The sequence below is a fragment of the Komagataeibacter diospyri genome, from assembly GCF_006538165.1.
In the GTDB taxonomy this organism is placed as follows: domain Bacteria; phylum Pseudomonadota; class Alphaproteobacteria; order Acetobacterales; family Acetobacteraceae; genus Komagataeibacter; species Komagataeibacter diospyri.
Genome location: NZ_BDLU01000024.1, coordinates 18571 through 31770 on the forward strand (window position 1 = coordinate 18571; position 13200 = coordinate 31770).

A 13200-nucleotide genomic window follows, 5' to 3' on the forward strand; every position below is an offset into this window, starting at 1 on the left:
CCCTGTGTATCCTTTCCCCTGATATCATCAGGACAGGATTTCCATAGCCGGACAGGGGCTGACATCTCAATACGAAGGAATGGACCAGGTAGATGGATGTCGTCATTGGCATTGATGTGGGGACAGGCAGCGCACGTGCGGGAATTTTTACACTGGGTGGCTACAGGCTGGGCGCAGGCAGCACGCCAACCCGGACGTGGCAGCCACGCGCCGGTTACATGCAGCAGTCCTCCGCTAATATATGGCGTGCGGTGTGCGACAGCGTTGCCATCGCCATGCCCATGGCGCGGGATGCTGCCGGGGAAGCGCTGGATGTACGTGGCATCGGGTTTGATGCGACCTGTTCGCTGGTGGTGGTTGGTCCTGATGGACAGCCACTTTCCATTGATGCTGATGGTGCGCCGGGGCAGGACGTGATCCTGTGGATGGATCACCGTGCCATGGCCGAGGCCGCCGAGATCAATGCAGGCCATCATGACGTGCTGCGTTACGTGGGTGGCGTGATTTCGCCCGAGATGGAAACACCAAAACTGTTATGGCTCAAACGCCATCTGCCCGACGTGTTCGCGCATGCCGCCCTTTTCCTTGATCTGCCGGATTACCTGACTTGGCGCGCGACCGGGGCCAGTTCGCGCTCACGCTGTTCAACCGTATGTAAATGGACTTACCTTGCGCATGAAAACCGCTGGGATGACACTTATTTCCGGGCCATAGGTCTTGGCGTGCTGGCTGATGAAGGGTATCGCCGCATCGGCACGAACATCAAAGCTCTGGGCGAACGTGTCGGGTATGGGCTGGACGCGCGGGCAGCCATGGAACTTGGCCTTCCGGTGGGCACCCCGGTCGCGGTGTCCGCCATTGATGCACATGCGGGCGGCATTGGCGTGATGGGGGGAACGACGGATAACGAGCCATCTGCATTCAACCAGCGTCTGGCATTGATTGGCGGGACGTCGAGCTGTCATATGGCAATTTCTTCCCTGCCCCGCTTCGTATCCGGTGTCTGGGGGCCCTACCGTGATGCCATGCTGCCTGACATGTGGCTGAATGAAGCAGGCCAGTCGGCTACAGGCAGCCTGATCGACTTCATCATTACCACCCATCCCGCCACACCGGCGTTACGCCAGCAGGCTGAAAACGAAGGCAGGACGATCTACCAGGTCCTTAACGATCTGCTTGCCGAAACCGAAGGCAACAGGCCCGCAGGCATGCTGACGGAAGACCTGCACGTCATGCCGGATTTCCATGGCAATCGTTCCCCCCATGCCGATCCGACCCTGCGTGGCATGATCAGCGGGCTTGTTCTAAGCGCCACGGCACATGATCTGGCATTACTGTATCTGGCGACAATACAGGCACTGGCCTATGGCACACGTGATATCATAACAGTGCTGAACAGGCAGGGCTATGCGATCGATACGATCGTTGCAACCGGGGGGGGAACGAAAAACCCCGTTTTCGTGCGCGAACATGCCAACGCCACCGGCTGCCGTATCGTGCTGCCGGAAGAGCCTGATTCCGTGCTGCTGGGCAGCGCGATACTGGGGGCGGTAGCGGCGGGCGCATATCCCTCGATCCGGGCGGCCATGACCAGCATGACGCGCATACGGGCGGAAATACGGCCCAGTGCCGGGAGTGCCGCTTTTCATGCCAGAAAATATGCGGTCTTTACCCAGATGTATGCTGACCAGATCCGTTACAGGCAGATCATGAACAAATAAGACAGGCATCAGGGGAACCGGAAGGTTTCCGTGGCGCTTTACAGAAAAGCCCGGGCACCGGACTTTCAGGCCAAATACCGCAAAAAAAACCTGAATAAATCAATAAAGGGTATTGTAATGGCGACTTCCAGGATACTGGCCTGCATGACCGCTGTTGGCATGTTGGTGGCCGGTGGCGCGCAGGCGGCCGGTACGCTGACAATCGCCACGGTCAATAATGGTGACATGATCATCATGAAACGGCTGTCAGGCGAATTCGAAAAAGCCCATCCCGATATTCACCTGAACTGGGTCACGCTGGAGGAAAATGTCCTGCGCCAGCGTGTGACGACCGATATCGCAACCCATGCGGGGCAGTTCGATATCCTGACCATTGGCAATTACGAAGTACCGATATGGGCAAAACAGGGATGGCTGGCTGAACTCAAACCCGGGCCGGATTATGATATGAATGACATCGTGCCCTCCGTGCGCGCCGGGCTGAGTGTGGACTCCAGGCTGTATGCCCTGCCGTTCTATGCGGAAAGCGTCATGACCTATTACCGGACCGACCTGTTCAGGAAGGCCGGGGTGACAATGCCGCAGCGCCCCACCTATGACCAGATCCGCACCTATGCCGACAGGATTACGGATAAGGACAGTCAGACCTACGGCCTGTGCCTGCGTGGCAAGCCGGGCTGGGGTGAAAACATGGCCTATGTCACCTCGCTGGTGAATACGTTTGGCGGGCAGTGGTTTGGCGAAGGGTGGAAGCCGATGCTTGATAGCCCGGAATGGAAGGCGGCACTGCAGTGGTATGTATCGGCCATGAAAGCTGACGGGCCACCCGGCGCCACGTCAAACGGTTTTAATGAAAACCTGGCCCTGTTCGCCAGCGGTCATTGCGGCATATGGGTGGATTCAACCGTTGCGGGCGGCCTGCTGTTTGATCCCAAACAGTCGCATGTGGCGGACAGGATCGGCTTTGCCGCCGCCCCCACCGGTCCGTACGGCAAGGGACCGACATGGCTGTGGAGCTGGAACCTTGCCATTCCTGCATCATCCCGACATGCAGATGACGCGCGCATCTTCATAGAATGGGCGACGTCCAAAGCCTATGTCCAGCTTGTGGCACAGCATGAAGGCTGGGTGGCGGTGCCGGCGGGAACCCGTGTGTCCACCTATGACAATCCAGATTACCAGAAGGCGGCTCCGTTCGCCACGTTCGTCCATACCGCCATCGACACCGCTGACCCCAATGGTCAGACAAAGCAGCCACGCCCGTATGGTGGTGCGCAGTTTGTCGGCATCGCCCCCTTCCAGGCCATCGGCACCCAGGTTGGCCAGAGCGTTGCGGCAACGCTGTCGGGCCAGATGACGGTCGAACAGGCGCTGGCTGGCGCACAAGCTGCCGTGACACGTACCATGCGCCAGTCCGGTTATCTGCATTAAGGGGGCGAAGATGGACAAAGTGGCAGTACATACATCCGTAATGGCCCGCCCCGCTGCCAGCGCCGCCCGCAGCCGACGCCTGCAGGGCTTCGTGCTGCAGTCCCCCGCAATCGTACTGCTGCTGGTATGGTCGGTGGTGCCGCTGCTCATGACGCTGTGGTATTCCGTGCGTAACTACAATCTGGTGGACCCGACCCAGCAGGGTTTTGCGGGCATCAATAATTACTGGTACCTGCTGACCGATCCGGATTTCATGACATCGCTGGAAAACACGGCCATTCTGGTTGGCGGCGTGCTGGCCATATCGGTGGGGCTGGGAACGCTGCTGGCGGTCCTGTATAATGAGGAATTCGCAGGACGCGGCATTGCCCGTATTCTGGTCATCTCGCCATTCTTCATAATGCCCACGGTTGCCGCCCTGCTGTGGAAGAACCTTATGCTGCACCCGATCTATGGCGTGTATTCTGCCATGATGCGGGCCGTGGGCCTGACACCGGTCGACTGGCTGTCACGCTACCCGCTGGCAACGCTGGTGATGATCGTGGCATGGGAATGGCTGCCCTTTGCGGTCCTGATCCTGCTGACCGCCATCCAGTCGCTTGATACGGAACAGAAGGAAGCCGCGCGCATGGACGGCGCGGGCATGGTGGCGCAGTTCATCAACATCACCCTGCCCCACCTGTCGCGTGCGATTACTGTCGTGATCATGATCGAGACCATTTTTCTGCTGACCGTATTTGCCGAAATCTCGGTCACTACGGCAGGTGGGCCCGGTGTCGCCTCCACCAATCTCGCGTTTCTCATCTATTCACGTGCCCTGTTGCAGTTCGATGTGGGTGGCGCCTCGGCTGGCGGGGTCGTGGCCATTGTCGTCGCGAATGTCGTGGCTGCCTTCCTGCTGCGTGCCGTGGCCCGCAATCTGGAGACCTGACATGGCAAGAACCAGCACACACATGCGCCATGCCGCAATCACCGTTCTGGCCTGGGGCATTGCATTATGGATGTTTTTCCCGATCCTGTGGATGGTCCTGACGGGCTTCAAGAGTGAGCCTGACGCCATCTCCACACCGCCGCATTTCTTCTTCAGTCCCACGATTTCAAGTTATCAGGACGTATTCGCGCGGGAGAATTACTGGCATTTCGCCACTAACAGCGTCGTGATTTCGGCCATGGCAACCGTTGTGGCCCTGCTTGTCTCCGTTCCCGCCGCCTATGCCATGGCGTTTCTGCCGGGGCCGCGCACGCGCATGACCCTGTTATGGATGCTGTCCACCCGCATGCTGCCTTCGGTCGGGGTGCTGGTACCGATCTATCTGCTGGCCCGCGCCACTGGCCTGCTGGATAGCCGGACAGGGCTGATCGTGATCTACATGCTGACCAACCTGCCCATTACGGTATGGATGCTTTATACTTTTTTCAGGGAAGTGCCTGTCGCCATACTGGAGGCCGGGCGGATGGACGGGGCGACACGCTGGCAGGAAGTAACGCAGGTGCTTATGCCGCTGGCGCTGCCGGGCATCGCCTCGACCGGACTGCTTTCCCTGATCCTGTGCTGGAATGAAACCTTCTGGTCACTGAACCTGACTTCCTCCATCGCAGCACCGCTGACCACGTTCATTGCGTCCTTCTCGTCACCTGAAGGACTGTTTTTCGCCAAGCTGTCAGCGGCCTCCACGCTGGCGGTGGCGCCCATCATGGTCTTTGGCTGGGTCAGCCAGAAACAGCTTGTGCGCGGCCTGACATTTGGGGCGGTGAAATAGAACCGGGGCGGGCAGCCCGCGCGGCAGCAACAGGAACATACCATGGCGACAGTAGAACTGCGTAATCTGCGCAAGACCTATCTGCATGAGGAAATCATCAAGGGTGTATCGCTTGTCATTGCCGAGCGGGAATTCATCGTCTTTGTCGGCCCTTCAGGGTGCGGCAAGTCCACCCTGCTGCGCATGATCGCGGGATTGGAGGATATCAGTGCGGGCGACCTGCTGATTGACGGGCAACGGGTGAACGACACCGAACCCGCACGACGCGGCCTGGCAATGGTTTTTCAGTCCTATGCGCTGTATCCGCACATGAATGTCTACCGCAACATGGAGTTTTCGCTGCGGCTTGCCGGCATGCCCGAAGCCGAGCGGCGGCAGCGTATCGGTGATGTGGCGCGCATTCTGCAGCTTGATCCCTATCTTGATCACAAGCCGGGCCAGCTTTCGGGTGGGCAGCGGCAGCGTGTTGCGATCGGACGCGCGATCGTGCGCAATCCCAGGGTCTTCCTGTTCGATGAACCGCTGTCCAATCTCGACGCCGCACTGCGTGGGCAGATGCGCGTGGAACTGGCCAGCCTGCACCGGCGGTTGGGCGCGACCACAATCTATGTAACCCATGACCAGGTGGAGGCCATGACCATGGCCGACAGGATCGTGGTCCTTAACAAAGGTGTCGTGGAGCAGATCGGCACCCCGCTGGAACTCTATCACCGGCCGCGCAACCTGTTTGTCGCACGTTTCATGGGGTCCCCTCCCATGAACCTGCTGCCCGTTACCATCAACGCCCAAATCCCTGAAGGGAGTGTGCAGGTACGGACGGAAACGCTCAGCGTGTCCATCCCCACGCAACAGACGGGGCTGGAAGCAGGTGCACCTGCTACGCTGGGCATTCGACCCGAACATATCCGCATTGACCCGCAAGGCGCAGTACAGGGCGTGATCGAGATCAGCGAGCGGCTGGGGGCTGTCACGCTCCTGCATGTGCGCCTGCCTGACGGACAGATGATTGTCGTGCAGACGGGCGGAGACAATGCCGACCGTGCCGATACCCCCATACGCATGACGTTTGAGGAAGAACACTGCCATCTGTTTGACGCAGACGGTATGGCGCTGGCCCGCAGTACGGACCATCCGCTGCTTGCGGGTGCATGAAAAACGACTTTCCTGTTCAGGATATAGACATATGTATACGGAAAAACTCCGTCTTGACGGACGTGTCGCGGTTGTCACCGGCGGCGCGCAGAATATTGGTCTGGCCTGTGTTACGGCGCTGGCGGAATTCGGTGCCCGCGTCGTCATTGCCGATCGTGATACGGAACTTGCGGCACACGCCGTGGCCGAACTGGCAGCGCAGGGGCTGAATGTATCGGCCATGGCGCTTGACGTAACCGATACGGGACAGGTGGATGCCTGCGCTGCACGCATCGGGACCGAGGAAGGCCGTGTTGATATACTGGTCTGCAGTGCCGGGATCTGCATTTCCGAAGTCCGGGCCGAAGACATGACGGATGCGCAGTGGCTGAAACAGGTCGATATCAACCTCAACGGCATTTTCCGCTGCTGTCGGGCATTTGGCCGCATCATGCTGGAACAGGGTCACGGCACGATCGTGAATATCGGATCCATGTCGGGCCAGATCGTCAACCGCCCGCAGGAACAGGCGGCCTATAACGCATCAAAGGCAGGCGTGCATCAGTATACACGTTCGCTTGCAGCAGAATGGGCCATGCGCGGGATACGGGTAAACGCGGTGGCCCCCACCTATATCGAGACGACCCTGACCCGATTTGGCATGGAAAATCCGCGCCTGTATGCCGCATGGCTGGATGGCACGCCCATGCACCGCGTGGGCCAGCCAGACGAGGTCGCTTCGGTCGTGCAGTTTCTGGCATCGGACGCCGCCAGCCTGATGACCGGGGCCATTGTCAATGTCGATGCCGGGTTTACTATATGGTAAATTACCAGAGGCATCTTTGGATGATGTCTTGCCCGTATGTATGCAGCCCGGTGAGAGCACGTCCAGAAACATATGGCAGGCATAAGGTCATAGCCAATGGTCGGCTCAATCCCTCATGAGAAATAATGCCTGTTATCAATAAGAAATTACATATGAACAATAATATCCTGATCCGGGCTTATGCCTTTTGATGTCAGTTCATTATTATCAAACTGAGACAGGTAATGAACGGCATGAGCGCGGTACAGGTCCAGCCCTTTATAAGCTGACAGGGCAGGATCAAGGTCGCGCAGGACACGATGCAGGCGAATGCGCCATTTGTGTACTAACGCAATATCACGTAACGGCAGAAGATAACAGCGGACCGCGAATAGAATGGCATTGGAACGTGGCAGGCGAAATAATGTCTGTAATTCCACCCGTAAATGTACCAGATCTTTGGCATTGTCGTCAGTGACGACTGTTCGGTCCCTGCCCCAGATGGTGAAATTTTCCGGGGATGTATCAAGGCGTGGGTTGATTGTCATGGTCCAGTTCAGGCGACGGACCGGCATACCATGCTGCAACATCAATAAAAATCGTAGTCCTCGGTCAAATATGCCCATTTCTCCTGCTTTGGGTACGGGGGCATGCCATTGCTTGAATGACATGCCCAGATCAAATTTCAGGGACCAGTCCGCCTGGGATGTGACCATTCCGCCATCCATCCACAGGTCATTGTCCCTCTGGTCCTGCAGGGTGAAATCTCCCTGCATCTGTCGGGCCATGAATTCAAACGGTGCATAGGGTAGTGTGCCCGCATCCCCAAAAACAAAATGCTGGTCGATATTCAGGGGCCGGTTGATCCAGTGCCATCGCATGCCATCGCGCGAAAGGTGAAACAGGTCGGGATAGTCTTCCGACAGGCTGTTCATTGCCAGTTCAATGAAATCCCACTCTGCTTTTTGCATGTGGGGCAGTACGATGCATCGTTTGGGGTCTTCGGACAGGATACGTGCCTTTTCCTGACACTCCACGACATAATGTTCATCCACGTCAAAGGTCCGACGTAGTGAATCAACCTCCCCCGCCTTTACATGCGGCTCGATATTCATGGAATACATGTAAGTATCTTCGGGAAACGGGAACGGAAAGCGCAGGATCGCAGCATCGCTATTTTCCAGAAGATAGGGCGCACGGTAACTGCCTGCCGACCTGAACGTGGTGTCGATGCTCATGCTTTTTTACTCGCTATTCAATCCGTTCTTTACAGATCAAGTGTCAGTGTCGGGGACAGGGATCTTGAAACGCAGGTCAGTATGACGTTACCACCATCACGTTCATCTGCGGTCAGGACATGATCCCTGTGGTCCGGCCTGCCATCAATCACCGCCACGCGACACATGCCACATGCTCCTCCCCTGCACAGGCATGGAGCGGCAATGCCTGCGTTCTCCAATGCTTCAAGCAGCGTTTCATCCGTTCCGACCGTAATGGTTTTTCCGCTGCGCGCCAGTCTGACCTCAAACACGCGACCACCTGCGGGTGAGACAAAGCGTTCAGAATGAACTTTTGCCGTAACGTATCCAGCCTCGGCCGCAGTCTGGCGGACCCATTCCATAAAACTGTCCGGCCCGCAGACATACAGGTGGGACGTAATCGGCTCCCGTTCCAGCAGCATGCTTAATGATGAAACCGCGTTCTGCCGTCCTTCATTTACTCTTATCCTTGATTGATCGTAGGGTGACAGTATTGCCTTGAACGCGCTGGTTTCCTCTGGTCGTGTATAATGATGCAGGGCGTAATCCATGCCGCTTTTCTGCATTTCTGTCATATAGGACAGAAAGGGTGTGATCCCGATGCCGGCGGAAATCATGAGATGCCGACGGCCCGTTCGGAAAATTGGAAACAGGTTGGAAATACTGATTACTGAAACGTTCAGTCCAGGTTTGCCGTGCCGGTATAAAAAATCGGACCCGCCACGGGAGGGTTCGGCACGACGGACAATAATTTCCAACGTTTTGCCATCTTCCGACCTGTTTACAATGGAATAGGCATTTTTCCAGATACGGTGTTCATTCCCGAAGGCAAAAATGCCATGACTGCCGGGGGATATGGCAGGAAACGTACCTTTTGTACAGGACAGCACAAAGCGACGTAATGCAGGTGCTACCATATCGACGGAAGATATCGTGGCGGCATATCCAGTTACCGGATTCATGTTACATTCCTGATATAGAATATGTCTTCTTTACCCGCGTCCCTGCATTCATAGGAAATATCAGTCCTTTACGGTCCTTTTGGTTTTTTTTGGATCATCAAATGGCAGGGAGTGCGTGATACCTTTGAAGACCTTTTCACCGGAATGTACTTCTATCGCGATACCAGCCTGGGCACAGGACGGGTCAAGACGCGCCAGCGCCATTGACTGATTGGTCAGGCTGGAGAACATGCCACAGGTTACGACGCCAATCTTTTTACCCTGCGCATATACGGCGTCCCCACCCTGTGCCACGTCCTGACCGTCCAGCAACAGGCCGTATATCTTGATACGTTCATGTCCCTTCAGTGCATAATGTGCCGCGGCGCCACGGAAATCGGTTTTTTTCGGGCTGACGGTAAACTCCAGACCCAGTTCCCACAGGCTGTCGCCGACAGGCTCCTGCTCGAACGGATACATTTCAGAATTGTCATAGGGATAAAACAGCAGATAGCTTTCCACCCGCAGCAGATCAAGCGCCGTAAAGCTGGTTGCAACAATACCCAGTGACCGGCCATCTGCAAGGATGGTGTCCCATATCCGTGGTGCATCCTCCCCTTTGCAGAAAATTTCATATCCGCGTTCACCGGTATAGCCTGTCCGCGATATCATGACCGGTGCACCGAACAGGACGGTCTGCATGTGATGGAAATACTTCAGCTGTCGAATGCCCGGGATATGCTGTGCCAGGAATTCAACGGCAGCCGGCCCCTGCAATGACAGGTCATGCAGGTCGTCATCAAACAGAAGGCTGGCATTTCTGCCAACTACCATACCTGCCAGCACTTCGTGCAGGGCACCGGCACCATGGACAACCATCCAGCTGTTCGGACCAGTACGATACAGGATACAGTCATCAATGAACTTGCCCTGATCGTTCAGCACTGTGGCATAAGCCGAACGTCCCGGCGTGATTTTCCGGACATCGCGGGTTGTGGCATAATTCAGTATTGCCGATGCATGGGGGCCGACCAGATGCAGTTTTTTCAGGCCCGACACATCCATCAGACCCGCGTGGGTACGGATGGCGACATAATCATCCTGCACATCACCACGGTAAGTCCAGGCGGTCGCCATGCCGTTCCAGTCTTCCAGTGCGGAGCCAAGGGCGGAATGACGATCGGAAAGAGCACTATGACGCCAGCTATATGCCATGTTCATGTTTCCCTGCATGGGTGATGTTTCGTGCATGCGTTCACTATTTCAGGATGCATTGTGGATTAACCTGAAATATCGTTTCTGATGTGCTGCAAGGGCATGTCCGTCGGGGCATGTCCCTTTTTGTACGTGCAAATAATTCTCTTGCATTCTAGGCGCGGGAAAGCGGAAACGTCAACCTTAAAGAATATAACTTTCTCAAAAAGAAAGTTTTCTATATCCTGTCTGGTATGTCCTGCAACTTCCTGTCCAGTACGAATGCAACCAGGGCAAGGAGATAATCCCTGCCCTGTTTAATGCCGGTCTTCTGCGCCGTTACCTTTACGGTATATGTATATTGCGCATAAGGCTTAGAAATGGGCGCTGACTGTTCCAAAATACTGGCGAATTGCCCCGCGTTCCATCGAATACAGATCTCCTGACATGGGATTCCCATTTTCACCCATCATGGAAATGTATTTGCTGTTGGCAAGGTTATAGACGCTGAAATCAAAAGTCAGGTTTTGTATGGGACCATAATCACCAAAGCGATAACGCGCGCCCAATGTTACCAACCAGTATGCGGGTACTGACGTATCATTGGTATAGCTATACTGACGCCGTGAATAATAGTTTGCATCAATATGGGCTTCCATACCACGGAATGCATATGTCAGATTGGATTTATACATAACCTGCGGATAGTTGACGATATTCTTCTTGTTGACAGAATAAAGCTGACCACCCGATTCCAGGTTGCTGCCATATGTTGCGTGATTGTAGCTGACGCTGTTGAACATCGACAGTCCCTTCATGACGCCATGCTGGAAGGGATGCAGGGTCAAAGCAGCGTCCACCCCATACATGGAAATATCCGTGGGGGCGACAGACAGGATCGGGTTGTTCTGGTTGCCTGCATTGATTTCAAGCAGGTGATGGTAATCATTCACGTGATATGCATCGACCGAGAAATTGGCATACTTGCTGTTATATCGGTAACCAACCAGATAGACCCAGTCACGTTCCGCCGGGGTGCTGTTCTGCAGTTTGCGGAATACCGACTGGTCCTGTACAGCCCATAGCGATGCCTGCCCGGCGGATCCCCATGATTGCACACCATACCCACGCATGTTTTCAGCAACGTCAAAATACAGTTCATGTCCGGGCAGAAAGCGCCAGTTGACGCTGACATGGGGCAGGAAGGCTGCAGCCGCCGTCATGCTGCCGTTGGCCAGGGCAGACGCGCCGGTATAGGCTTCGTTATTATACTGTGCACCACCCGATGTAGTGGTTATGAGTGATTTGAAGCCTGCATGTATATCCAAGTTATGCACGGGGTGGTATGTATCGGACAGGAAGTACTGGAATGTATCGGTTGTCCATTTGAAATCATAGGATTCCATGAACGCACGCCCATAGACGTTATAGGGACCGATTGTCTTCAGCGGTGCCAGACCGCTGGCCAGTGAAGGTTCGTTATAGAAAAACTGCCCCATTTCCTGATTGTTGTTTTCCAGCCAGATGCCACTCTGAATGGTGTGATGCGCGATGTTGTATTTGACCGAGGAGGTCATGCCATAACGTGCCTGGTGTGACTGCCAGACTTCTTCCGACAGGGGGGCTGCTTCGGTTGCGCCGGGCAGCACCTGTGATGGCACCGCAGGATCGGCATAGGTTCCGTAAAGCACTTGGCTGTTGGCATAGAACAGGGTTTTCCAATGCAGGTTCCTGGTCATCGCCATATCGAATGTCAGGCCACCAAGATAATTGACCTGATGCTGGCCACCATCATACAGATCGGCGTCGCCACCATATTTCTGGGCTTCGCGGTAGGCTTTTCCATAATTGGGATAAAGGTATTCGCTGCTCCATCCTCCATTCTGCACTTCGGATAACGAAAGGTCGTAATAGGACCACTGGGAATTGTTAGACCAGCTCATGAACCCGGAAATGCGGCTGTCCTGTCCGATAGGCTGTACGATCTTGGCTTCCGCCTGCTGCTGCAGCTGGTCGCCAGCCCCCTTCCATTTGTGTGTATCGGAACGGGCATAGGAAATGTACATTTTGGTGCCGGTTTTGTTCATGGCGCCGGTATCAAATCGCCCATATGTCCGAAATGACGCATTGCTGCCGAACATCTGTGACACGTCCCCGCCCATCTTGTCCGACGGATTGGCGCTTGAAATCTGTATGGAACCACCAAGGTTGGTGGTGGACATGGTATCGACCGCCCCCCCACCCTGGGAAACCGACATGCCGGCAATATTGTTGGTGATAATGGCCTGTGACAGGTTTTCACCATTCAGGGTGCCATAAGACTGGTCGTTCAGCGGAATGCCATCCAGCGAGATCCCGACGCTGTTCCAGTAAAAGCCTCGCATGTACAGGCTGCTTGACCATGCATCCAGCCCCAGCGCATCACCTGAACTGAAGCTCAGCCCCGGCGTGCGCGCCGACAGGACCTTCAGCGGATTGGTGCCGGGTACGAACTGCTGCATGACCTTCTGGCCCATGCGTTGTTCCGTGCCGGTGGAAACGTTGCGGCTGGTGCTGACTGAGAGCGTTTCCGCTTTGGCTGGTCGGGGGGCTGTGGTTCCAGTGCGCACATGTGTTTCTTTTGCACGGCTGTTTTCTCCAGCGGCCTGATTATGCTTCGACTGTGTCACGGGGGCAGCGGTTGCCGCATGACAGTCAAGGGACGTGGCTGCGAGAAGCAAACCACAGAGGGGCAGTTTCCGGACCATATATTCCATTCCCGTTCCAGCTGACTGTTTCGGTGTTACATATATCCAACATGCAAAATAAAAATTTTAAGCGTAAACAATTTATACTTATCAATTGTTTGTTTTATATTTTTAATAGTGTGGTGTTGTGATGCACATATGATCTGGGGATGTCTGTAGTGCCCCCTGTGGCCACACCTGCATAACGTTCCGTTTCCGGAACTATATGGGT

General features: G+C 55.5%; 10 protein-coding genes. 6 read left to right on the plus strand and 4 right to left on the minus strand.

The genetic code is table 11. The annotated features are described in order from the left end of the window. Positions 1-92 precede the first annotated feature (92 nt). The 6 genes from MSKU9_RS03525 to MSKU9_RS03550 all read left to right on the plus strand — a co-directional run bounded on the left by MSKU9_RS03525 (position 93) and on the right by MSKU9_RS03550 (position 6869). A complete protein-coding gene (locus tag MSKU9_RS03525) occupies positions 93-1721 on the plus strand; it encodes an FGGY-family carbohydrate kinase (protein ID WP_141259960.1) in 1629 nt (542 codons plus the stop codon). A 144-nt stretch (positions 1722-1865) separates the two neighbouring features. Continuing rightward, positions 1866-3152 carry an ABC transporter substrate-binding protein gene (locus MSKU9_RS03530; RefSeq protein WP_227002354.1) on the plus strand — a complete coding sequence of 429 codons (1287 nt, stop codon included), beginning with the start codon at positions 1866-1868 and terminating at the stop codon, positions 3150-3152. A 10-nt stretch (positions 3153-3162) separates the two neighbouring features. Further along, positions 3163-4083, plus strand: a complete 921-nt coding sequence (locus MSKU9_RS03535) for a carbohydrate ABC transporter permease (protein WP_227002355.1) — start codon at positions 3163-3165, stop codon at positions 4081-4083. 1 nt (position 4084) lies between these two features. After that, positions 4085-4912: a carbohydrate ABC transporter permease gene (locus MSKU9_RS03540; protein ID WP_141259962.1), complete on the plus strand. Its 828-nt coding sequence runs from the start codon at positions 4085-4087 to the stop codon at positions 4910-4912. Positions 4913-4954: 42 nt separating this feature from the next. Further along, on the plus strand, positions 4955-6064 hold the full coding sequence (locus MSKU9_RS03545; RefSeq protein ID WP_141259963.1) for an ABC transporter ATP-binding protein: 1110 nt from the start codon (positions 4955-4957) through the stop codon (positions 6062-6064). A 31-nt stretch (positions 6065-6095) separates the two neighbouring features. Further along, positions 6096-6869 (plus strand): SDR family NAD(P)-dependent oxidoreductase, encoded by a 774-nt coding sequence (locus MSKU9_RS03550; RefSeq protein ID WP_141259964.1) that lies wholly within the window; start codon positions 6096-6098, stop codon positions 6867-6869. A 146-nt stretch (positions 6870-7015) separates the two neighbouring features. Here the strand turns inward: MSKU9_RS03550 and MSKU9_RS03555 are convergent, their stop codons facing one another. The 4 genes from MSKU9_RS03555 to MSKU9_RS03570 form a co-directional block, all read right to left on the minus strand. Beyond that, on the minus strand, positions 7016-8086 hold the full coding sequence (locus MSKU9_RS03555; RefSeq protein ID WP_141259965.1) for a heme-dependent oxidative N-demethylase family protein: 1071 nt from the start codon (positions 8084-8086) through the stop codon (positions 7016-7018). A 29-nt stretch (positions 8087-8115) separates the two neighbouring features. Next, positions 8116-9069, minus strand: coding sequence for a PDR/VanB family oxidoreductase (locus MSKU9_RS18990; protein ID WP_141259966.1), 954 nt, complete (start codon positions 9067-9069; stop codon positions 8116-8118). A gap of 60 nt (positions 9070-9129) precedes the next feature. Then, on the minus strand, positions 9130-10263 hold the full coding sequence (locus MSKU9_RS03565; protein ID WP_141259967.1) for an aminomethyltransferase family protein: 1134 nt from the start codon (positions 10261-10263) through the stop codon (positions 9130-9132). 353 nt (positions 10264-10616) lie between these two features. Beyond that, the gene (locus MSKU9_RS03570) at positions 10617-12851 is read right to left on the minus strand and encodes a TonB-dependent receptor (protein WP_227002357.1); all 2235 of its coding nucleotides are present in this window, start codon (positions 12849-12851) and stop codon (positions 10617-10619) included. Positions 12852-13200: the final 349 nt, after the last annotated feature.